Annotated in this window: 21 protein-coding genes and 1 pseudogene; 1 reads left to right on the forward strand and 21 read right to left on the reverse strand. The window is 61.6% G+C overall.

All coding sequences use genetic code 11. The features are described 5' to 3' along the window. Positions 1 to 38 precede the first annotated feature (38 nt). Positions 39 to 569, forward strand: coding sequence for a hypothetical protein (locus tag Uis1B_RS10980; RefSeq protein WP_101618284.1), 531 nt, complete (start codon positions 39 to 41; stop codon positions 567 to 569). A gap of 34 nt (positions 570 to 603) precedes the next feature. Here the strand turns inward: Uis1B_RS10980 and Uis1B_RS10985 are convergent, their stop codons facing one another. The 21 genes and pseudogenes from Uis1B_RS10985 to Uis1B_RS11085 form a co-directional block, all read right to left on the reverse strand. Continuing rightward, a complete protein-coding gene (locus tag Uis1B_RS10985; RefSeq protein WP_101618310.1) occupies positions 604 to 1,398 on the reverse strand; it encodes a DUF881 domain-containing protein in 795 nt (264 codons plus the stop codon). Positions 1,399 to 1,476: 78 nt separating this feature from the next. Next, the gene (locus Uis1B_RS10990; protein ID WP_101618285.1) at positions 1,477 to 1,809 is read right to left on the reverse strand and encodes a small basic family protein; all 333 of its coding nucleotides are present in this window, start codon (positions 1,807 to 1,809) and stop codon (positions 1,477 to 1,479) included. Position 1,810: 1 nt separating this feature from the next. Then, entirely contained in the window at positions 1,811 to 2,779 is a 969-nt protein-coding gene (locus Uis1B_RS10995; protein WP_101618286.1) for a DUF881 domain-containing protein, read from the reverse strand. Next, positions 2,769 to 3,443, reverse strand: a complete 675-nt coding sequence (locus Uis1B_RS11000; RefSeq protein WP_101618287.1) for a CDP-alcohol phosphatidyltransferase family protein — start codon at positions 3,441 to 3,443, stop codon at positions 2,769 to 2,771. Before Uis1B_RS11000 ends, Uis1B_RS10995 begins: the two co-directional genes overlap by 11 nt. Positions 3,444 to 3,456: 13 nt before the next feature. Beyond that, on the reverse strand, positions 3,457 to 4,308 hold the full coding sequence (hisG, locus tag Uis1B_RS11005) for an ATP phosphoribosyltransferase (RefSeq protein WP_101618288.1): 852 nt from the start codon (positions 4,306 to 4,308) through the stop codon (positions 3,457 to 3,459). Positions 4,309 to 4,357: 49 nt separating this feature from the next. Then, positions 4,358 to 4,621: a phosphoribosyl-ATP diphosphatase gene (locus Uis1B_RS11010; RefSeq protein WP_101618289.1), complete on the reverse strand. Its 264-nt coding sequence runs from the start codon at positions 4,619 to 4,621 to the stop codon at positions 4,358 to 4,360. An 89-nt stretch (positions 4,622 to 4,710) separates the two neighbouring features. Further along, positions 4,711 to 5,376: a ribulose-phosphate 3-epimerase gene (gene rpe / locus Uis1B_RS11015; RefSeq protein WP_101618290.1), complete on the reverse strand. Its 666-nt coding sequence runs from the start codon at positions 5,374 to 5,376 to the stop codon at positions 4,711 to 4,713. Positions 5,377 to 5,479: 103 nt separating this feature from the next. Then, positions 5,480 to 6,424: a prolipoprotein diacylglyceryl transferase gene (gene lgt, locus Uis1B_RS11020; RefSeq protein ID WP_101618311.1), complete on the reverse strand. Its 945-nt coding sequence runs from the start codon at positions 6,422 to 6,424 to the stop codon at positions 5,480 to 5,482. Between the two features lie 10 nt (positions 6,425 to 6,434). Further along, a complete protein-coding gene (gene trpA / locus Uis1B_RS11025) occupies positions 6,435 to 7,304 on the reverse strand; it encodes a tryptophan synthase subunit alpha (RefSeq protein ID WP_101618291.1) in 870 nt (289 codons plus the stop codon). Between the two features lie 38 nt (positions 7,305 to 7,342). Then, positions 7,343 to 9,433, reverse strand: coding sequence for a bifunctional indole-3-glycerol phosphate synthase/tryptophan synthase subunit beta (locus Uis1B_RS11030; RefSeq protein ID WP_101618292.1), 2,091 nt, complete (start codon positions 9,431 to 9,433; stop codon positions 7,343 to 7,345). A gap of 122 nt (positions 9,434 to 9,555) precedes the next feature. Next, on the reverse strand, positions 9,556 to 11,154 hold the full coding sequence (gene trpE, locus Uis1B_RS11035; RefSeq protein WP_101618312.1) for an anthranilate synthase component I: 1,599 nt from the start codon (positions 11,152 to 11,154) through the stop codon (positions 9,556 to 9,558). Positions 11,155 to 11,255: 101 nt separating this feature from the next. Then, a pseudogene (gene hisI, locus Uis1B_RS11040) lies at positions 11,256 to 11,639 on the reverse strand (phosphoribosyl-AMP cyclohydrolase); the annotation flags it as partial. Between the two features lie 86 nt (positions 11,640 to 11,725). Further along, positions 11,726 to 12,496: an imidazole glycerol phosphate synthase subunit HisF gene (gene hisF, locus Uis1B_RS11045; RefSeq protein WP_101618293.1), complete on the reverse strand. Its 771-nt coding sequence runs from the start codon at positions 12,494 to 12,496 to the stop codon at positions 11,726 to 11,728. 147 nt (positions 12,497 to 12,643) lie between these two features. Then, positions 12,644 to 13,804 (reverse strand): dual-specificity RNA methyltransferase RlmN, encoded by a 1,161-nt coding sequence (gene rlmN, locus Uis1B_RS11050; RefSeq protein ID WP_101618294.1) that lies wholly within the window; start codon positions 13,802 to 13,804, stop codon positions 12,644 to 12,646. 114 nt (positions 13,805 to 13,918) lie between these two features. Continuing rightward, the gene (locus tag Uis1B_RS11055) at positions 13,919 to 14,908 is read right to left on the reverse strand and encodes a phosphatidate cytidylyltransferase (RefSeq protein WP_101618295.1); all 990 of its coding nucleotides are present in this window, start codon (positions 14,906 to 14,908) and stop codon (positions 13,919 to 13,921) included. Positions 14,909 to 14,937: 29 nt separating this feature from the next. Next, entirely contained in the window at positions 14,938 to 15,492 is a 555-nt protein-coding gene (gene frr / locus Uis1B_RS11060; protein ID WP_101618296.1) for a ribosome recycling factor, read from the reverse strand. Between the two features lie 95 nt (positions 15,493 to 15,587). Then, positions 15,588 to 16,334 (reverse strand): UMP kinase, encoded by a 747-nt coding sequence (gene pyrH, locus Uis1B_RS11065; RefSeq protein ID WP_101618297.1) that lies wholly within the window; start codon positions 16,332 to 16,334, stop codon positions 15,588 to 15,590. 195 nt (positions 16,335 to 16,529) lie between these two features. Then, positions 16,530 to 17,378 carry a translation elongation factor Ts gene (tsf, locus tag Uis1B_RS11070; RefSeq protein WP_101618298.1) on the reverse strand — a complete coding sequence of 283 codons (849 nt, stop codon included), beginning with the start codon at positions 17,376 to 17,378 and terminating at the stop codon, positions 16,530 to 16,532. Between the two features lie 66 nt (positions 17,379 to 17,444). After that, the gene (gene rpsB / locus Uis1B_RS11075) at positions 17,445 to 18,263 is read right to left on the reverse strand and encodes a 30S ribosomal protein S2 (protein ID WP_101618299.1); all 819 of its coding nucleotides are present in this window, start codon (positions 18,261 to 18,263) and stop codon (positions 17,445 to 17,447) included. Between the two features lie 229 nt (positions 18,264 to 18,492). After that, positions 18,493 to 18,981 carry a peptide deformylase gene (gene def, locus Uis1B_RS11080; RefSeq protein ID WP_101618300.1) on the reverse strand — a complete coding sequence of 163 codons (489 nt, stop codon included), beginning with the start codon at positions 18,979 to 18,981 and terminating at the stop codon, positions 18,493 to 18,495. Positions 18,982 to 19,043: 62 nt separating this feature from the next. Beyond that, entirely contained in the window at positions 19,044 to 21,224 is a 2,181-nt protein-coding gene (locus Uis1B_RS11085; protein WP_101618301.1) for an AMP-dependent synthetase/ligase, read from the reverse strand. Between the last annotated feature and the right edge of the window lie 24 nt (positions 21,225 to 21,248).

The following is a 21,248-nucleotide window of genomic DNA, read 5'->3' on the forward strand; positions in this document are numbered from 1 at the left end:
GCACGTATCATTCGCGTCACACCTGCAAAGGAGCCCTCATGCCTTCGCTCGAAGAGTCGATGCCCTCCCCCTCCGATGGTGGTTTCTCCACGCTCGGATACTATTACGCCTTCGACGCGGACAGCGCCATCGATGACGATAATCTCGAAGCCGTGATCTGCGCGGACGAGCCGTCGAAGGCGGTGCCCGGCGTGGCGGTGAGCGTCCGGGTCAACGACGAGGTGAAGGCGTCGGCAGGGCAACGTCGGGTGCTGGCCACACTGGCCACACTCGTCAACCAGCAGCTTCCTCACCACAGGGATCCGATCGTGGTGGCGCGGTATGCCATTTCGATCTGCGAGGAACCGCCGAGCGAAGCAGTGGTGCTGTGTACGTTCACCGCCAAGCGAGAACGCCGCGGAGGCAGCATCGTCACGCAGATCCGCGCCGGACGCAATCAGGCGGCGGATGATCGTCTGCTGGCCGGAGGCAGGCGGGTGATCCACTATCTGACCGACTTCCTCGACGCACTCGAAGTGGCAGAGGTCAACAGGAGCCCGCAGCAGGAACGCCCTCAACAGGAACGATAGCTGCTCCATGGGCCGTGTCACGGCTGCCGTCGGCCTATTCCACGGTCTTCGCGTACTGGTAGTCGGTGGCCTGACGAACGGCGTCGATACGCACGGAATCCGATTCCCGCACATCCACCTGCGCGCCGTACTTCACACGCAGCTGGGATCCGACGCCGCCAGCGAACTGCACCGCGTTCTGCAGCGTGGAGGGATTGCCGATGGCCTTCACCACATACGGCGGATCAAGGTATCGGCCGTCGCAGGACACTCCGTTCTGCATGTCGAGAATCGACGTGGATGCGACCACACGAACGCCGTCGAATTCGATGACCTCCGCTCCGGCGTTGCGTAGCTCCTCGATCAGCGTGAACAGCGTGGACGCCTGAATATGCTTGTCGGTCTGGCTGATGGTGATCTCGATGCCCTTGCCTTCCGCCGCCAAACGTCCGGAAAGAATGCCGCTGCTCTCCTCGTTCTCCTTGGCGATGCGCTCCACCTCCTGCTGCTTGTTCGCCGCCTCCTGAATCGATTTGAGCTGTTCGGACAACTGCGTCTTCTGCTGCTCGAGCTTATCCATCTGCGTGCTGGTCTCGTCGAGGAGCCTCACCAGCTCATCCTCGCTCAGCGTGGCGTAGGACGACTGAGAGTTCTGCAGCTGCGTCACGTAGCCGAACCCCAGTAGAGCGCAGAGCAGGGCCACCATCGCCCATGACAGCATCTTCACGCGCATCGCGTGATCGCGAACCTTGTGTGGAGGCCTCTTCTTGACCTGCGGAAACGCTCCGGTCGACAGATCGTCGTTCCGCTCGTCGGCGATCTCCTGATGCCGCATCCTTTTGAACGGCATGGTCAGCTGCGGCTTCGTCTCCCCGCCTTCGACGTCCCCGTTCCCGACGCCTTTGGAATTCCGATCCCCGTTCATCGATCAGCCCCTGAAGATGAACCGCCGGATGGCGGAGACGTTCGAGAAGATTCGGATGCCCAGCACCACGATGACCGCGGTCGTAAGCTGGGATCCGACGCCGAGCTGATTGCCCAGAAACACCAGCAGCGTGGCGGTGATCACATTGGACAGGAAGGAGATCACGAACACACGATCGGAGAAGCTGCGCTCGAAATACGCCCGGGCCGAGCCCAGTAGCGCGTCGAGCGCCGCGACCACCATGATCGGCAGATAGGGCTGCAGCTGGATGGGAATGTCCGGCTTGAGGAAGATGCCGATGACGACGCCCACGATGATACCGATGACTGCCGGCATATCACTTCACCTCTTTTGCGTATTCCAGATCGGGCATGCCCGATGCATCCAGTGTAATCTCCCGGGTGCGGGAGACGTCCGGATAGATGCCCACCTGTGCAAGCGAATCGTATAGCGTCTGATTGTTCTGCTTGTTCACCGCCCGAACCATTGCGGACTGATCTCCGATCGCCTGGATCCTATAGGGACTCTGCACCGCCGACACGCCGACCAGAATGGATTGCCCGGCAACGCGGATGGACGACTGCGCTCCGAGGCGAACGTCGTTGATCGCGATCGCCTCCGCGCCCGAGGCCCACAACCGCGATACGAACTTCTGCAGATCCGCATCGGAGACCACACGGATGGTATGTCCCTTCTTGTCTCTGGGCAGATCGCCCTTCTGATCCTCGGCGGCGATCGGATCGGCCAGAGTGACCGTCACGCCCTCGCCATGCACCTTGACCGTGCCGTTGACGATCCCGTCGCTTACCGTGGTGGATCCGGCTTCCGAAGACTGCTGGCCCGCCGTAAGCGATTCGATCTTCGCACGCTGATCGGCCACCTCGGATTCGAGGTCTCGCTGCTGCTGCGTGCGTTCGGCGACCTGGGTCGCCAGCTCCTCGCGCACCTTCTGACGGGTGTTCTGATGCAGCTCCTGCACCACCACGCACCCTGAAATGCCGACGGCCACGCAGAAGACGAACGTAAGGATTCTCGTGACCCATTTCATCGCGGTCGACTGCTTCTGAGGCAGCAGCATGGAATCATCGAACAGGGGGTCGATCGGACGACTGGTGAGATCGTCGATCAGCCGCAGGGATTCGTCGTGTACCCTGCGACGTCGTGCGCGTCCGGGCACATGCTCGTCATCCTTCACGGCATGCCGGTTGATCAGCGCAAACGTGGATCTTGAGAAGGCCGCTCTTCTTCTGACCGGAGTGGTCTGTGGATCGACGGGATACGATACCGGCAGTTGCTCATTCGGCATGGGCCAGTTCCTCGACGATGCCGTCGCCGGAGCGTCCTTCACCGCCACGGTGAATGAGCATGTACCCCTGAAGAATGTAGATCAGTCCGGCCACCCAGTAGAGAACCGCCCCCCAGATCGCCCCGGCGACCCCAGCGCAGTGCAGTACCTCGAAGAACGGCGAGATCCTAAGATCGGCGACGATGAGCACCGGCACGGACATCAGCAGCAGCGCGGTTCCCGCCTTACCGACGAAATGCACCGGCAAAGGTCCGTAATCGTTATCGGACAGCAATAGCACTTCGACCAGCATGATGACGTCTCTACTGCCTACGGCGATCAGCAGCCACCATGGGAGGATATGAGCCCAGCCCAGAGCGAGCATCGAACAGATGATCAGCAGACGATCCGCGATCGGGTCGAGGATCTGACCGATCCGACTCACCTGATTGAACCGTCTGGCGATATAGCCGTCGATGCCGTCCGAGGCCGAGGAGATCGCCAGAACGACCAGCGACCATATCAGCCATCGGTTTGAGATCAATACGGCGATGACCGGTATGGATAGGATGCGAAGCACGCTGATGGCGTTGGGAACCGTCAGGATGACATTGCGAGGCTCCGGACTGAACGTTTCCTCGGAATGGTCCTCCTCGGGCTCGGTCGTGTCGGTATGGTTGCTCATATTCCTTTTGGAGTCACATTCTCGAAGCCTGCAGAGCGGTGACGATGATCGCCCTGGCGCCGACCTCATACAGCTGATCCATCAGCTGATTGACCTTGGCGCGAGGCACCATCACGCGCACGGCATTCCACTGCTTGTCATGCAGCGGGGAGATGGTGGGCGATTCGAAGCCGGGCGTGATGGCCACGGCCGCAGACACCTTCGAGACGGGGATGTCGAAGTCCATCAGCACATAACGCCGGGCGGTGAGCACGCCCTGCAGACGTCGGCTGAGAACGGTCAGACGCTCATCATGCTCGTCCATTCTCGGAGACCGGATCAGGCATGCTTCGGAATGCATGATCGGATCGGCGAAGATGCGCAGCCCGGCATTGCGCAGCGTAGTGCCGGTGGACACCACGTCGGCAATGAGATCGGCCACGCCCAGCTGCACGGAGGATTCCACGGCGCCGTCAAGGTGGATGATATCGGCCTGCAGGCCGTGCGCCGTCAGATAATCGTTCACCAGTTTGTCGAACGTGGTGGCGACACGCTTGCCATCGATGTCCTCAAGCCGCTGGAACGACGACTCGTTCGGGGCGGCGAAGCGGAACGTGGATGCGCCGAAGCCGAGCTTCATATGCTCCTGCGCCTCCGTGCCGGAATTGAGCAGCAGATCCTCTCCGGTGATGCCGACGTCGATGGTCCCTCGTCCGACATACACGGCGATGTCGAGCGGACGCAGGTAGAACAGCTCGATATCGTTGTCGGGATCCTCGACGACCAGCTGGCGTGAATTGCCTCGCAAACGATAGCCGGCCTCGGCCAGCATGTTCCACGCGGGTTCTGACAGCATGCCCTTGTTGGGCACGGCGACTCTCAGCATTTGGAATCAATCTCCTTCTTCGGGTTCGTTCGCCTTCACGCAGCGACGATCACAGGTGCTTGTACACGTCCTCGAGGCTGATGCCTCGATCGATCATCAGCACCTGCGCATGGTAGAGCAGCTGGCTGAGCTCCTCGGCGGTACGATCGGCGCCCTCGTATTCGGCGGCGATCCAGCTCTCCCCCGCTTCCTCCACCAGCTTCTTGCCGATGAAATGCGTGCCCTTGCCGAGCTCTTCGACGGTCAGCGAGCCTTCGGTCTTCGCTGCGGCCTTGGCGCTGAGTTCCTCGAACAAGGATTCGAAAGTCTTCATTTCAGGTACTTCCCCTTGGTTGTTTCGTTATGTTCTCGTTGCACAGTCGTACCCGGACGTCCGGATCACGCCTTCGGGCATACGACCGTTCAGTCGCGGTATGCGGCTTCGGCGTTCGCACGGATCAGATCGATCTCCGCGGCGATGTCCTCGGCCCCGTACACGGCGGAACCCGCCACCAGCACGTCGGCGCCCGCCTCGGCGACGATGTGAGCGGTGCTGCGGCTTACGCCGCCATCGACCTGAATGTGCGTGGACAGTCCGCGGCGGGTGATCTCATCGCGCAGACGGCGAGTCTTCGCCATCTGGTTGCTCAGGAACTTCTGTCCACCGAAACCAGGCTCGACGGTCATGATCAGAATCATGTCGAACTCATCGAGAATGTCGAAGATCGGCTCGACGGGTTCGGCCGGGCGGACGGCGAAACACGCCTTGCAGCCCATATCCCGCAGTTGCCGTGCAAGTCGGACCGGAGCATGGGTGGCCCCCATGTGGAAGGTGACGGACTGCGCTCCGCACTTGGCGAACTCCGGCGCCCAGCGATCGGGATCCTCGATCATCAGATGGACGTCGACCGGCAGGGGGCTGACTTCGCAGATGCGCTTGACGATGGGCTCCCCCAACGTCAGATTCGGAACGAAATGATGATCCATGACATCCACATGAACCAGATCGGCGTTGGCGATCGCGTTGAGATCACGCTCGAGGTTGCAGAAGTCGGCGGACAGAATGCTGGGTGCAATGTTAATCGTCATGATGCTCATTCTAGGAAGGCTGAACGACGAGCCGGACGAATTCACCGACACGTCGTGTTGCGTTCGCCGTCAGGAACGATTCGACGTCGAACGTCGGCATGGTTCAGCGATCCTTCCGGCGGGATTCCCGTCGCTCATGCTCGGATTCCCGCTCGACCCTGATCCGTTCGAGATCGTCGGCGGTGATCCGCATCAGCCGCTTCGTGTAGTGCTCGGAGGGCCGTCCAACCCTCTGCAGGACGACGAACAGCACAATGCCCAGCAGGCATACGATGATCGCCGTCCACACATTCGTTCGCAGACCGAGGATCTCGGTGGAATAGTTGATGCGTATCATCTCGATCCAGCTGCGCCCCAGACCATACCACATCAGGTACATGGCGAACTGCTGGCCCGCCCTGAGCCGTTTGGCGAGGCGGTGTCCAAGCCACACGATCAGCGCCGCTCCGAAGAGGTTCCACAGCATCTCATACAGGAACGTGGGATGGAACAGGGTGCCGACCGGACAAGGCTGGCCGTCGTAGCACACCTGGGTCTTCCCCATCGAATCGGCATCGTTCAGGGCCAGCCCCCAGGGCAACGTCGTGGGCTTGCCATAGAGCTCCTGGTTGAACCAGTTGCCCAGACGACCGATCGCCTGAGCGACCATCAGTCCAGGAGCCAGAGCATCGGCCAGCAACGCGAAGGGGTACCCCTTGTGCCGGCACCACAGAAACGCACCCAGGGCCCCGAACATAATGCCGCCGAAGATGGCCATGCCGCCCTCCCAAACCTTGGGTATGTTGGCCGGACTTCCCGTAGGAGGGAAATAGGCGTCGGGCGTGGTGACGACGTGATACAGGCGCGCACCGACCAGACCGCTCGGCACCGCGACAAGCGTGGTATCGAGCACCTGATCGAAGATGCCGCCATACCGCTTCCACCGCACGGTGAGAATCCACACGGCGAAGCAGATGCCGATCAGGATGCAGATCGCATACATATGGATCGTGAGCGGACCGATGTGGAATTCGGAGAACGTGGGAGAGGGTATCGACGCGAGGGTCATGGCGAACATGTCACCGTGCATGATGGATGCCATCGGCAAGCGACTCGGTCTTGGCGGCGAGGTCGCGCAGTCCCTGCGCCGGATCCTTCGGAGTCCTATCGTCGTCGGACAGCAGCGTGTGCACCAGCGCGGAACCGACGATCACGCCATCCGCATATGCGCCGACCTTCGCCCCCTGCTCCGGAGTGGAAACGCCGATGCCGACGCACACGTTCCTCGCCCCGGCGTTGCGTGTACGCTCGACCAGATATTCGGGAGAGGCGGTGATCGTGTCGCGCTCGCCGGTCACGCCCATGCGGGAAGCCGCGTAGACGAATCCTCTGGCGTTCTTCGCCACGATGCCGAGACGCTCGTCCGACGAATCGGGGGAAACAAGGAAGATCCGGTCCAGACCATGACGGTCGGAGGCCTCTATCCATTCGCCCGCTTCGTCGGGAATGAGATCAGGGGTAATGAGACCGGCGCCGCCGGCGTTCTCGAAATCACGGGCGAACCGCTCGACACCGTAATGATAGATGAGATTCCAGTAGCTCATGATCAACGGAACGCCGCCGGCCTCGGCCACGGCCTCCACCGCCTTGAACACATCGTTGATGCTTTCCCCGTTGTCCAATGCGATCTGACTGGCCGCCTGGATGACGGGACCGTCCATCACCGGGTCGGAGTATGGCAGACCGATCTCCACCGCGTCGACGCCATGCTCCACCATCGTCCGCAAAGCGGCGAGGGAGACTTCCGGGGCGGGGAATCCATACGGCAGGTATCCGATGAACGCCGGCCGGTTCTCGCCTTTGAAGCGTTCGAACATGGCCTCTGTCGGACTCGGCCGGTGGCTGATGCCGAGCGGCTGACCGGAAGGCGTGGTTGTTTCATTCGTCATGTTGCATCGTGTCCTTGTCTCGTATACGTTCCCTATGCTCACGCGACGGTATCACCGTGCGCGCCGGTGACATCCAACGCCTTGGCCTGATCGTCGGTCAGATATCCGAACCACTTGCCGGCGGTGGCCATGTCCTTGTCGCCGCGGCCGGAGATGTTGATGATCATCACCGGATTCGTGTAGCCCTTGGCTTTGAGATCCTCGGCGGCCTTGTAGGCGCCGGCCACGGCATGGGAGCTTTCGATGGCCGGGATGATGCCTTCGCTCTGGCTCAGATCCCTGAATGCATTCATGGCCTCCTCGTCGGTGGCCCATCCATAGTTCACCCGTCCGATCTCCTTGAGCCACGCATGCTCCGGACCGACGGAGGCGTAGTCGAGACCTGCGGAAATGGAATACGTGTCGAGGGTCTGGCCCTCGGCATTCTCCAGCAGATAGCTCTTGGCCCCCTGGAACATGCCCAGCTCGCCGGTTCCGGGAGCGAATCGAATCGCATGCCGTCCCGATTCGGGACCGTTGCCGCCCGCCTCGTATCCATAGAGATTCACTCGATCGTCGTCGAGGAAGGCGTTCATGATGCCGATGGCGTTGGAGCCTCCGCCCACGCAGGCGCAGATCGCATCCGGATGGTCGATGCCATACCAATCCTGCAGCTGACGCTTGGCCTCCTCACCGATGATCTTCTGGAAATCGCGGACCATCGAGGGGAACGGGTGGGGGCCGGCCACCGTGCCGAGCAGATAATGGGTGTCCTTCACATTGGTCACCCAGTCGCGCAGAGCCTCATTGATCGCGTCCTTGAGAATGCGGTCGCCAAGCGTGACCTCCACCACTTCCGCGCCGAGCATGCGCATACGCGCCACATTGAGCGCCTGACGACGCGCATCGATCTGACCCATGTAGATACGGCACTTGAGCCCCAGCATCGCGCACACCGTGGCGGTGGCCACACCGTGCTGGCCGGCGCCGGTCTCCGCGATCACGCGGGTCTTGCCCATACGCTTGACCAGCAGGGCCTGACCGAGTGCATTGTTGATCTTGTGCGCACCGGTATGGTTCAGATCCTCACGCTTGAGGAACACCCGCGGATGGATCCCCGTCCTTTCGGCGATCCTCTCGGCGAACCGCGGGGCCTCGGTCAGCGGACTCTCCCTGCCGACGTACTGCTTGTTGAGTCGCGCGAATTCACGATGAAACTGCGGATCGGCCTTCGCTTCGGCATACACCCGCTCGAGCTCGTCGAGCGCGGTGATCAGCGCCTCGGGTACGTATCGTCCTCCGAACTGGCCGAAATACGGCCCCTGATGTTCGCTCAGCGGGGTGGCTTCCGATGCTTTCACTCTTTGTCCTGCTTTCACTAGACGGTTCACCGCAAGTTCATGATCGTCTGCGGTGGCGACTCCCTCGCCCACCAGCACGGTGTCGGCGCCGGCTCGGCCGTAGTCCTCCACCTCGACGGAACCGAAGACGCCTGATTCGGCGACGCGAATCACATCGTCGGGCATGTCCTCGGCAAGCTCGACATATTTGTTCACATCGACCTTCAGATCCTTCAGATTACGGGCGTTGATGCCGATGACGTCGGCTCCGGCCGCAACCGCCCGCGCGATCTCCTCCTTCGTGTGGGTTTCAACCAAGGCGGTCATGCCCAGTTCCCGGGTCAACGCCAGAAGATGCCCCAACCGTTCGTCGTCGAGCGCGGCCACGATCAGCAGAACGAGATCGGCACGATGGGCACGCGCCTCCCAGACCTGATAATCGGTAACGATGAAGTCCTTGCGCAGCACGGGGATGTTCACCGCATCGCGCACCGCGTCGAGATCGTCAAGGGAGCCGAGGAACCTGCGGCCCTCGGTCAGCACCGAGATGGCGCTGGCGCCTCCCCTTTCGTATTGTCTGGCCAGTTCGGCCGGATCGGGAATGTCGCTCAGATGCCCCTTGGACGGCGACGCGCGCTTGATTTCGGCGATGACGGGAATCGAATCGGCCTTCCTGAGCCATCGACGCGCATCCAGCGGCTGATAGCTCGCATTCGCCACCTGCTGTTTCAACGCATCGAGCGAGGTCACCGCCTCGCGCGCCCGCTGATCCTCGATGGCTCCCGCCACCAGATCATCCAATACCGACATGATTCTCCTTTGTTGTGCGTAGGCGTGCCGGAACTCACCGACAACCAACCTGTATCACAGTTTTCCCATCATCCGATCGGCCGTCTCATTATTCAGGTCACTCAGGTCGACGACCACCCTCATTACACGGTTTTCAGCTGTGCGGCGATCTGCACGGCCTCCACACTGGCCTCGGCCTTGTTGCGGGTCTCCTGCCATTCGCTGGCGGGAACGGAGTCGAGCACGATGCCGGCACCAGCCTGAACGCTGGCCTCATGATCGCGCAGGAACGCCGTGCGGATGGCGATGGCCATGTCCATGTTGCCGGAGAAGTCGAAGTATCCCACGGTTCCGCCATATATGCCTCGGTCGGCCGGCTCCAGTTCGTCGATGATCTCGATGGCCCTCGGCTTGGGCGCGCCGGACAGCGTGCCCGCGGGAAACGCCGATTTGAACACGTCGAATGCGGTGAGCGAGGGATCCACCGTGCCGGTGACGGTGGAGCAGATATGCATGATATGACTGAACCGCTTGATGTCCATCAGCTGTACCACCTCGACGCTGCTGGGCACGCACACCTTGCTCAGATCGTTGCGGGAAAGATCGACCAGCATGATGTGCTCACTGCGTTCCTTGGGATCCGCCAGCAGCTCCCTGGCCAGACGGGCGTCCTCCTCCGGCGTTGCGCCTCGGGGACGCGAACCCGCGATCGGGAAGGTCATGGCATGCCCCTCATCCACCTTGATCAGCGTTTCGGGACTCGAACCGATGACGTTGAAGTCGCGGCCCTGGGCATCGGTGAGCGTCATGAAATACATGTACGGGCTGGGATTGAGCGTTCGCAGCACTCGATACACGTCGAACGGATCAGCCGGCGAATCCAGATCCAGACGCTGGGAGATCACGGTCTGGAACACGTCTCCGTCCACGATATGCCGTTTCGTTTCCTCGACGGCCCGCTCATACGTCTCCTTGGGGGTGCGGAACCGGAGAGCAGGACTCGGCGCACTGGCATCGAGAGCACTCACCCTGGCCTCGCCCGACACCGGAGTGGAGGCCTTTCGCTGCATTCTCTCCACACGCTCCACGGCTTCGTCATACGCGGCGTCGGCGCGGGTGGGCTTGTCGTCCACATTCACGGCGTTGGCGATCAGCCACACCGACCCGTCCACATGATCCACCACGGCGATGTCGGTGGCCAAGGCCAGAGCGAGTTCGGGCTGACCGGTCTCGTCGGGGGCCTGCGCTCGAAGGGTGGGTTCCCAATGACGGATCGCATCCCAGCCCACGGATCCGACCAGCCCGCTCGTCAGACTCGGCAACCCCTTGACTTGTGGCGCCCTCAGGACTTTCAACGTCTCATGGGCGACCTCGATCACATCACCATGCTCCGGCACGCCGACCGGTACCTCACCGAGCCAATCGGCCTGTCCTCCGTTCGATCGCAGCTGGGCGAGCGAATTCACGCCGATGAACGAATACCGGCTCCAATTGCCGCCGTATTCCGCCGATTCAAGAATGAAGGTACCGCTTCGTCCTCCCGCAAGACGTTCATAGAACCCGACCGGAGTCAACGAATCGGCCAGCAGCCGACGCACGATCGGGATCACCCGATATCCCTGATCCGCCAGCGCGTGGAATTCGCCGCGATCAGGCCATGTCTGCCCCCAACGCAGATGCTCTACACTGGGTTCGCCCTGTGAAACGGTCGCATTCGTTGCGTTGTCTGCCTCATCCTTCATCGTCATGCCTCTCACGCCTTTCCTTCATCATGCACGTCATGCATTCCGTCGTTCGGTGTCCCGTTCGCCCCATGCGGCGTTGCACAGTCCGATTCGGCATCGTCGACATCGCGATGGCCCACCGTCACCGGAAGCGATCCTCCCTCGTCGAAGCAGGATCGTCTACCGGTATGGCAGGCGGCCCCCACCTGATCGACCTGGACCAGAATCGCGTCGCCGTCGCAGTCGAGCGACAACCCCTTCACGTACTGTCGGTGCCCGGAGGTGTCGCCCTTGCGCCAGTATTCCTGTCGGGATCGAGACCAGAACGTCACCCGACCGGAGGTCAGGGTGCGGCGAAGCGCCTCATCGTTCATGTATCCCACCATCAGCACCTCATGCGTGTCGTACTGCTGGATCACCGCCGCCACCAGACCTTTGGCATCACGCTTGAGTCGGCCCGCGATGCGCGGGTCGAGAGTCGTCTCGTTATCGTATACCGTCATCGAAGTTCACTTCACCTTCTCGAAATCGTTCATGGTCATCCCTTGTTCGGGCCGGATCATATCGAGAGCCGCCGTCCAACAGGGCTCTACCGTACGACGTGCCCGGCCGCCCGCAGCGCATCCTTGACATCGCCGATCGTCATCTTGCCGTAATGGAACACGGACGCAGCCAGCACGGCGTCGGCACCGGCGTCGATGGCCGGAGGGAAGTCCGACACCTTGCCTGCACCGCCCGATGCGATGATCGGAATCCGCACCTCACGACGTACCGCGCGGATCATCTCAAGATCGAACCCCTCCTGCGTGCCGTCCGCGTCCATCGAATTGAGCAGGATCTCCCCCGCGCCCAGCTCCTCGGCGCGACGCACCCACCACAGTGCATCGATACCGGTGGATCTACGACCTCCCATCGTGGTCACCTCGAATCCTGACTGCGTGTGACGTTCCCCCCGTTCGCGTCGGGCATCCACCGAAAGCACCAGCACCTGATTGCCGAATCTCGACGACACGTCGGCGATCATCTGCGGGTTGTTGATCGCCGCGGTGTTCACGCCCACCTTGTCGGCGCCGCAGCGAAGCAGATTGTCCACGTCGTCGACCGTCCGCACTCCGCCGCCCACGGTCAGCGGGATGAACAGCTCCTCGGCCGTACGATGCACCACGTCATACATCGTCTGCCGATGCGAGCTCGAAGCGGTCACGTCCAGAAACGTCAGTTCGTCCGCACCCTGACGGTAGTATTCCGCGGCACGCTCGACCGGATCACCGGCATCACGAAGATTCTCGAAATGCACGCCCTTAACCACACGGCCGTCGTCCACGTCAAGACACGGAATCACCCTCACCGCCAGAGTCATCGCTCACCCCTTGTATTGTCTGTATTGTCCGATGTACGCACCGATTGTATCCGCATGGGTGTCGTTCCCTAGGGTAATGTCCATCAGCGACCCCGAATGTAACGAAACGCGGCGGAGCATGACGCATCCGCCGCGTTCCTCGAAGATTCAGCCCTGGTTCTTGGCCGCGAGCTGTCCGCATGCACCATCGATGTCGGAACCTCTGGTGTCGCGCAACGTGGCGGTGATGCCCGCACGGTGGAGGATATCGAGGAATTCCCGTTCGTCCTCCGGCTTGGAGGCGGTCCACTTCGAACCTTCGATGGGATTGAGCGGAATGGGATTGACATGCACCCAGTCGTCGCCGTAATGGTTCAGACGATTCGCCAGCTGACGTGCGTGGACGGGCTGATCGTTGATGCCCCTCATCAGCGCATACTCGATGCTTACGCGGCGTTTGCTGGCAAGATAGTAGTCATGGGCCGCGTCGAGCAGCTGAGTGATGTTGAACCGACGGTTCATGGGCACCAGTTCGTCTCGCAGAGCGTCATTCGGAGCGTGGAGCGACACCGCCAGACGCACCGGAATACCCTCGGCGGCGAGCTTGCGGATGCCAGGCACAACGCCGACCGTGGATACGGTGATGTTGCGAGCCGAAATGCCGAACCCCTCAGGCGGCATGGCACTGATCTGCCGCACCGCGGCAAGAACCGCACGATAGTTGCCCATCGGTTCGCCCATGCCCATGAACACCACGTTGCTCAGGCGGCCCGGGCCACCGGCCACCTTGCCATCCCTCATCGCGATGGCGGCCACACGCACCTGCTCCAGAATCTCCCCGGCGGACATATTGCGGGTCAGGCCGAGCTTGCCGGTCGCGCAGAACGGACAGCCCATGCCGCATCCGACCTGACTGGAGATGCACAGCGTGGCACGGTTCGGATACCTCATCAGCACCGATTCGATGCGGGAACCGTCGAACAGACGCCACAGGGTCTTGATCGTGGTGCCCTCGTCGGCCTTCTGCACGAGCATCGGTTCGATCAGCGTGGGGAAGAACGCTTCGGCCACCTCGCTTCGCTTGGATGCCGGGAAGTCGGTGAAGGCCTCGGCATTCGTGTCAAGGCGGCCGAAGTAATGGTTGGCGAGCTGCTTGACCCTGAATCGTGGAAGACCCAGCTCCCCTGCCCTTTCGATCCGCTGTTCGTCGGTCATGTCGGCGAAATGCAGCGGTGGTTTGCCCCGTCGCGCATGATCCTTCGACAGGATGTCCTTGAACGCACCGGACCTGCCTCCGGTGGTGATGCCGGTTTCGATGTCTTCACTCATGGCGCAGCCTCGAATATCCTTTCACGATTCGTCTTGCGAACGGGAGCATACGATCGAACGATGCCCATACGACCATGTGCCCATGGATCATGGCCCATGATAAGATCCGCATGATCATAGCCCGGTCACGAGCAGCACGATGCAGATGAACGGAGCGGACATGAGAATGGAGTCGGCACGATCGAGCACGCCACCGTGGCCTTTCAGTACATGTCCCATGTCCTTGATGCCCAGATCTCTCTTGAGCATGGATGCGCATAGATCACCGAAGGTGCCGATAACGCCGATGAGCACGCCGAGCAGCAGCGGCACCCACCATCGAGAAGCCCATGTCGCCGTATCGTAGGTGCACAGGAAGATGGTCAATGCGCCGAGGAAGCAGAACAGCATGGATCCCAGCAGACCCTCCACCGATTTCTTCGGGGAGATGCGGGGACTGAGCTTGTGACGGCCGAGCCACGCGCCGAACAGCAGACCGCCGATATCGCCCAGCGAGGGAACGAACAGCAGGAAGAAGGCATGGGCCACCGGATGCTGCGCGGCGACGGGGAGGATGATGAAGCTGGCCAGAAACGGCGCATACAATGCGGTGAACAGGGAGACGGCCACGTTCGTCAGACGGGACACCTCGAAGCCGCTGTGCGGATCGTTGAACGAGGAGTATTCGCGCATGGCCGCGTCGGCGTTCGACAACTTGGATGCCACGGCCATGGAAACCCGCTGGTTGAGCATGGTGAACCGCAGGGATCCACACAGCGCGACGCCGATCAGCGCCACCGGCATGGCAACGCCCATGAAGACGACATGGTACCCTTCGGGAGCGAAATAGGTGCCCAGCAGCATAATGGCCGACGCCGCCCACAACGCCAGCACCGGTATGCGAATGCCGACGGTGGCGAAGTCGACGCGAAGCTCCCATATCGCGACCATGACGAATGCGAGAACCAGAACAACGAAGACATCGATCTCGATCAGCAGGCTGGCCAGGATCAGCGCCACCAGAACGGCACCGGTCGCAATGGCCTGCGGCATGTTCCTGCCGGCTCGCCTGTTGATCGAGTCAATGGCCTCCTCGGCCTCTTCCCTACGCTTGGATGTGCTCATGAACGACCAATCGACTCGGCCTGAGATCCTCAGACCTCCAGAATTTCCTTTTCCTTGGTGGCGAACAGCGAATCGATCTCGTCACTGACCTTCTTGGTGACCTTTTCGAGATCGTTCTGCAGACGCTTGCCTTCATCCTCGCCCATCTCGCCGTCCTTGACCGCCTTGTCGATGGTTTCCTTGGCCTTGCGGCGAATGTTACGCACCGCAACCTTGCCGTCCTCGGCCTTGCCCTTGGCGAGCTTCACGTACTCCTTGCGACGGTCCTCGGTCAGCTCGGGCAGCGTGATGCGGATCACGTTGCCGTCACGATTCGGGTTCACGCCCAGATCGGAATCGCGCAGGGCCTTCTCCACGGCGTGTGCCTGACTGACGTCGAACGGGGTGATGGCGAGGGTCCTGGGCTCCGGCACGCCGATGGTCGCCATCTGCTTCAGCGGAGTGGGGGCACCGTAATAGTCGACGACGATGCCGTTGAGCAGTGCGGGGTTGGCGCGTCCGGTACGAATGCCGGCGAAGTTCTCCTTCGTGGACTCGACGGTCTTGTTCATCTGATCGGTGGCCTGATCAACAACTGTAGCCATGATGTTCTCCTTGAGTGAGTGCTTGTATACGTGCGTACGGCCCGCAGGCCGTTGTTCGGATTGAATGGGGGGGGGTGAATCTCCGCGGTTGCGGTCTACTTGGTCACCGACTCGTCGGAGCTCACGCGGGTGCCGATCGACTCGCCCAACAGCGCGCGGGTCACGTTTCCGGCCTCTTCAAGGCCGAACACCCGGATGACCTGATTGTTGTCGCGGGCCATGGAAAGCGCCGAAGCGTCCATCACCGCCAGATTGTCGACAAGCGCACGAGTGTAGCTCAGCTGGGTGAACATGCGCGCATCGGCATTCTTGCGAGGGTCCGCGGTGTATACGCCGTCCACTCCGTTCTTCCCCATCAGCACCTCGTCGCAGTGGATTTCCAGAGAACGCTGGATCGACACGGTATCGGTGGAGAAGTACGGCATGCCGGCGCCTGCACCGAAGATCACCACGCGTCCCTTCTCAAGATGGCGGATGGCCTTGAGCGGAATGTACGGCTCGGCGACCTGAGTCATCTGGATGGCCGACTGGACTCGCGTGGCCTGCCCCTCCTGCTCCAGAAAATCCTGAAGCGCCAGACAGTTCATGACCGTACCCAGCATGCCCATGTAGTCGCCGCGGGAACGATCGATGCCGGCCTGCTGCAGTTCGGCGCCGCGGAAGAAGTTGCCTCCACCCACGACGATCGCCACCTGAACGCCCTGCTTCACAGCGGGAACGATCTCTTCGGCGATGCGACGGATCACATGCGGATCGATGCCGACGGACCCGCCTCCAAACGCCTCACCGGAAAGTTTCAACAGTACCCTGCGGGGCTTGCCAGATGCGTCTTTGCCAGTCATACAGTGCCTTTCTTCGGTTGTTCCGCTGCGCCCTTCGGCCACGAAACCACGAAAATTACCGTCTATCAGAGTATCCGTTATCGACGACAGTCCCAAGCCAACGCGCCGAGAGATGATGCTTCAACGAAAGGAAGCCGCGCATCCGCATAGGGTGCACGGCTTCCTTTACCGACGATCAGGAACGATCGAAGAGGATCACTCCTCGCCCTTGCCGACCTCGACGCGGGCGAAGGCCAGAGCCTTGCCGTTGGCCTGCTTGAACAGGTCGTTCACGGTCTTGGACGGATCCTTGACGAACTGCTGCTCAAGCAGCACATTCTCCTTGTAGAAGGCGTTGAGACGGCCCTCGACGATGCGGGGGATGATCTTCTCGGGCTTGCCTTCGGCCTGGGACTTCTCGGTGGCCACGCGACGCTCGGATTCCACGATGTCGGCGGGAACGTCCTCGCGGGTGAGCCACTTGGCACCCATGGCGGAGATCTGCAGAGCCACCTCGTGGGCGACGGAGGCACCGGCTTCGTCGGTGGCGACCATGGCCACGATGCTCGGAGGCATCTCGGCGGACTTCTTGTGCGCGTAGATCTCAACGTGCGGACCGGCGACGCGAGCGACCTGGCCGAGCTTGACATGCTCGCCGAACAGGGCGGCGGCCTCCTCGACGGCCTCCTTGACGGTGCCCTCGGCGGAGGCGGCGGCGAGAACCTCGTCCACGTTGCCGGCCTCGGCCTTCACGGCATCGTCAAGTACGCTTTCGGCGAACTCGACGAACTTCGGGGTCTTGGCCACGAAATCGGTCTCGGAGTTGAGCTCCACGGCGTAGCCGACCTGGCCTTCACCGGACTCAACGACCTTGGAGGCGATGGTGCCTTCCTGAGCCTTGCGGCCTTCACGCTTGCCTGCGGCCTGAATGCCCTTGGCGCGGATGATCTCCTTGGCGCGAGCCACGTCGCCTTCGGCCTCGGTGAGCGCCTTCTTGACGTCCATCATGCCGGCACCGGTGTCTTCGCGCACCTGCTTGATCAAAGCAAGACTAATTGCTGCCATTGGTTTTGTCTCCTCTAATAGACTGACCCCTGATGGGAGTTCTGCAACTCCCATCATAGGGTACGATCACTCGGCCTTGGCTTCCTCGGCCGGGGCTTCGGCGGTGGCGCCGTCCTTCTTGAGCAGCTCGGTCTCCCACTCGGCCATCGGCTGATCGGCGGCCTTGCCGGCTTCGTCCTTGTCGGCGGCCTTGCCGGAACGCTCCAGCAGACCATCGGCGACGGCGTCGGCCATGAGGGTGGTCAGCAGCTCGACGGCGCGGATGGCGTCGTCGTTGGCGGGAATCGGGTAGTCGACCAGATCGGGATCGGTGTTGGTATCGACGAGGGCCACGACCGGGATGTGCAGCTTGTGGGCCTCTTCGACGGCCAGGGCTTCCTTGTTGATGTCGACCACGAACAGAGCGGAGGGGGTGCGGTTCATGTTGCGGATACCGCCAAGCTGCTTGACCAGCTTGTCCTTCTCGCGCTCAAGCAGCAGCAGCTCCTTCTTGGTCAGACCGGAAGCGTGCACATCGGAGAAGTCCATCTCCTCAAGTTCCTTCATGCGAGCGACGCGCTTGCTCACGGTCTGGAAATTGGTGAGCATGCCACCGAGCCAACGCTCGGAGACGTACGGCATGTTGACGCGGGTGGCCTGCTCGGAAACGGCTTCGGCGGCCTGCTTCTTGGTGCCGACGAACAGCACGGTGCCGTTGTGAGCCACAGTGGCCTTGACGAAGTCGTAGGCCTTGTCGATCAGATCAAGGGACTTGAACAGGTTGATGATGTGGATGCCGTTGCGCTCCATCAGGATGTACTGCTTCATCTTGGGGTTCCAACGACGGGTCTGGTGACCGAAGTGAACGCCAGCCTTGAGCATCTGGCTCATGGTGATCTGTGCCATGTTCATACCTTTCTTGTCGGTTATTGCCTGGCCATGCGAAGCTGCGTGCAACCCCGTGGGGCCGACCGACACAGCTCGTCGCCGACATGGCGCGTATTCGCGTGCCGAATAGCGGATAATGGTCGGATTCCGCCGCCTGCGACCGCAACGAAACCCATAAAAAGACACGCAAGGTAGCAGTATAGCACTACCTCGTCGTGCACCATGTCGTCCGTCGGCTCGTATTGCGTCAGCGCGTCTGCTGGCGCCTCATCATGCGCATGGCCTCACGACGTTCCTCCTTCTCAAGACGATCGAGGTAGACATGGCCGTCAAGATGGTCGCACTCATGCTGCAGCATCCGTCCCATCAGACCGCTGCCCTCCAGTGTCACCGGCTTGCCGTCAAGATCGATGCCGCTGACGCGCGCGTAGTCGGCACGACGTGTCTTGTACCACAGTCCAGGAACGGAAAGACACCCTTCGTCGCCGTACTGTTCGCCTCGGGTTTCTTCGATCACCGGGTTGAGGATGTATCCGATCCTGCCTTCGATGTTGTAGGAGAACGCTCTGAGACTCACGCCGATCTGATTCGCGGAAAGCCCGGCCCTGCCCGGATCGTTCACCGTTTCAAGAAGATCGTCGACCAGACGCCCGATGGCGGGCGTGATCTCTCGAATCGGATCGCATGGCGTACGCAGCACCGGATCGGGCACGACGCGGATCTCTCTGATGGCCAAGGTATCGCTCCTTTGAAGAATGTTTGAAGAATGATGGGGTTCGTCGGATCCGTATGGCCTCGTCAGCGTTCGGATCCGGATTGCCGTTCGACACCGTCAACACTACCCGACCGTCGGACGTCCGGCTCACCGGCGTCTCCGCGCACCGCGGCCTGCTCGCCGCGGGGCAGTCCATCCGTCGACTCGGCCTCCGCATCCGACTCGACGCCGGATTCCGAATCAGCGGCACGCAGCCTCCTGGACGCATTGGCGAGGGATCCGCTCACGCTCTTGGCCTGATCAAGCACGGGCTCCAGCCTTTCGGTCGCCTCCTTGAGCCGGGGCAGCGCGCTTTCCTGGGCCTTGTCAATCAACGGCGAAATGGATTCGGTGGCCTTTTCGAGCAGCTGCTGCGAGGACGAACCCTTCGCATTGCGAGCGCCCTGCTTCGGCGCATACAGCACCTTGTCGATCACATCGGCGTAGATGCGCAGCACTGCGGGTCGCACCACCTTCATGCTCGGGGTGAGGGTTCCGTCATCCTGCTCGAAATCGCCGTCGAGTATGCAGAACTTGCGCACGGACTCGGCACGGGAGACCGAGGAGTTCGCCTGGTCGACGTACTGCTGGATGAAGGCGCGGACCGCGTCGTTGTCGGAGACGTCGGCGGCGCTCATCGTCGCATCGAGCCCTTGGGACTCCAGCCAGGAGGACAGCATGTCGGGGTCGAGCGTCACCAGCGCCGAAATGAACGGACGACCGTCGCCGACCACCACCACATGCGAGACGATCGGACAGGTGCCGATCACGTCCTCGAGAGGCGCGGGGGAAACGTTCTTGCCTCCGGCCGTGATGATCAGATCCTTCTTGCGACCGGTGATGTACACGAAACCGTCGTCGTCGATCTGCGCGAGATCCCCGGTGAGCAGCCATCCGTCGTCGGTGAACGCTTCGGCGGTACGCTGCGGATCATCCTTGTACCCGACGAACACGTTCGGCCCTTTCACCTCCAGCTCATCATCGTCGGACAGCCGCACGGCGATATCGGCGGTGCCCGGCTTGCCCACCGAGCCGACCCGGTTCGCGGCCTCGAAGTTCACGATGCACGGGGCTGCCGTTTCGGTCATGCCGTATCCCTGGATGAAGGTGATGCCGTCGAGCCCGTTGAAGAAGTGGGCCAGATCATCATTCATCGGAGCCCCTCCGCAGGCCAGGAACCGCAGATTGGGGCCTAGCGCGGAACGAATGGAATTGCCCACCGACCGCTCATAGAAGGCGTGTTCGATCCGCTGTCGCAGACCGTGGCCCTTCCCCTCCTGTTCGTCCTTGCTCCACTGCACGAAATGCTCGAACGCGCGCAGGAACACGCGACCCTTGAATCCGGAACCGGCCTTCTGGGAGGCTGCGTTGTACACCTTTTCGAACACTCTGGGCACTCCGAGCAGATAGGTGGGTTTGAAGCTGCGCAGGTCGGCGAGCAGATGCTTGGCACCGGGCAGATATCCGATGACGCCGTGCGAACCGATGGCGACGTACTGGATGTATCGGGCGAAGCAGTGGGCCAGTGGCAGAAACAGCAGCAGACGGGTCGGATCACCGGCCAGCATGTTCGGCAGACAGTCGTATCCGCCGAGCACGATCGACGTGAAGTTACGGTTGGTGAGCATGACCCCTTTGGGTTTGCCGGTGGATCCGGAGGTGTAGACGATGGTCGACAGATCGTCCGCACGAATGTCGTCGATGGCGACGTCGAGCTGCTCGTCGGACACGTTCTCTCCGAAGTCGACGACGGCGTCGATGCCTGAGGCCTCGAAGTTGAACACGTATTTCAGCGATTCGCAGTCAGGACGAACGGCGTCGAGGATCTGCGCCCGATCAACTCCGCCGGCGAAGGCGATGACCGGACGGACTTCGGTGACGATGCCTCTCGCCTGAGCCGCGGAATCGGTGTCGTAGATCGGTACGGAAACCGCTCCGATCGCCGCGCAGGCAAAGTCCACGATTCCCCATTCATAGCTGGTGGGGGCGTAGATCACCACGGATGAGCCTTTGCGTACGCCGAGGCCCAGCAGGCCCTTCGCCACGCTGCGGACCTTATCGACCATTTGCGCTGCGGTGACCGGATTCCATGATCGTCCGGACTCGTCCTGAACCTCGACGACCACGTCATCGGGATTGCGCAGGCATCGTCGTTTGAGCAACGAGTATATGGTGTCGTCGTCGGTTGTGGGGGTAATGGCAGGACTCGAGTATTCACGCAACATACGAACTACTATAACTTCATGCCC

Origin of the sequence: Bifidobacterium margollesii (assembly GCF_002860355.1) — a bacterium.
Lineage (GTDB): Bacteria > Actinomycetota > Actinomycetes > Actinomycetales > Bifidobacteriaceae > Galliscardovia > Galliscardovia margollesii.

What these genes read in the sequence shown, in the direction of transcription:
- Uis1B_RS10980 (WP_101618284.1), top strand. Translation starts at nt 39, where the DNA reads ATGCCTTCGCTCGAAGAGTCGATGCCCTCCCCCTCCGATGGTGGTTTC.
- Uis1B_RS10985 (WP_101618310.1), bottom strand. Translation starts at nt 1,398, where the DNA reads ATGCCGTTCAAAAGGATGCGGCATCAGGAGATCGCCGACGAGCGGAAC.
- Uis1B_RS10990 (WP_101618285.1), bottom strand. Translation starts at nt 1,809, where the DNA reads ATGCCGGCAGTCATCGGTATCATCGTGGGCGTCGTCATCGGCATCTTC.
- Uis1B_RS10995 (WP_101618286.1), bottom strand. Translation starts at nt 2,779, where the DNA reads ATGCCGAATGAGCAACTGCCGGTATCGTATCCCGTCGATCCACAGACC.
- Uis1B_RS11000 (WP_101618287.1), bottom strand. Translation starts at nt 3,443, where the DNA reads ATGAGCAACCATACCGACACGACCGAGCCCGAGGAGGACCATTCCGAG.
- hisG (WP_101618288.1), bottom strand. Translation starts at nt 4,308, where the DNA reads ATGCTGAGAGTCGCCGTGCCCAACAAGGGCATGCTGTCAGAACCCGCG.
- Uis1B_RS11010 (WP_101618289.1), bottom strand. Translation starts at nt 4,621, where the DNA reads ATGAAGACTTTCGAATCCTTGTTCGAGGAACTCAGCGCCAAGGCCGCA.
- rpe (WP_101618290.1), bottom strand. Translation starts at nt 5,376, where the DNA reads ATGACGATTAACATTGCACCCAGCATTCTGTCCGCCGACTTCTGCAAC.
- lgt (WP_101618311.1), bottom strand. Translation starts at nt 6,424, where the DNA reads ATGACCCTCGCGTCGATACCCTCTCCCACGTTCTCCGAATTCCACATC.
- trpA (WP_101618291.1), bottom strand. Translation starts at nt 7,304, where the DNA reads ATGACGAATGAAACAACCACGCCTTCCGGTCAGCCGCTCGGCATCAGC.
- Uis1B_RS11030 (WP_101618292.1), bottom strand. Translation starts at nt 9,433, where the DNA reads ATGTCGGTATTGGATGATCTGGTGGCGGGAGCCATCGAGGATCAGCGG.
- trpE (WP_101618312.1), bottom strand. Translation starts at nt 11,154, where the DNA reads ATGAAGGATGAGGCAGACAACGCAACGAATGCGACCGTTTCACAGGGC.
- hisF (WP_101618293.1), bottom strand. Translation starts at nt 12,496, where the DNA reads ATGACTCTGGCGGTGAGGGTGATTCCGTGTCTTGACGTGGACGACGGC.
- rlmN (WP_101618294.1), bottom strand. Translation starts at nt 13,804, where the DNA reads ATGAGTGAAGACATCGAAACCGGCATCACCACCGGAGGCAGGTCCGGT.
- Uis1B_RS11055 (WP_101618295.1), bottom strand. Translation starts at nt 14,908, where the DNA reads ATGAGCACATCCAAGCGTAGGGAAGAGGCCGAGGAGGCCATTGACTCG.
- frr (WP_101618296.1), bottom strand. Translation starts at nt 15,492, where the DNA reads ATGGCTACAGTTGTTGATCAGGCCACCGATCAGATGAACAAGACCGTC.
- pyrH (WP_101618297.1), bottom strand. Translation starts at nt 16,334, where the DNA reads ATGACTGGCAAAGACGCATCTGGCAAGCCCCGCAGGGTACTGTTGAAA.
- tsf (WP_101618298.1), bottom strand. Translation starts at nt 17,378, where the DNA reads ATGGCAGCAATTAGTCTTGCTTTGATCAAGCAGGTGCGCGAAGACACC.
- rpsB (WP_101618299.1), bottom strand. Translation starts at nt 18,263, where the DNA reads ATGGCACAGATCACCATGAGCCAGATGCTCAAGGCTGGCGTTCACTTC.
- Uis1B_RS11085 (WP_101618301.1), bottom strand. Translation starts at nt 21,224, where the DNA reads ATGTTGCGTGAATACTCGAGTCCTGCCATTACCCCCACAACCGACGAC.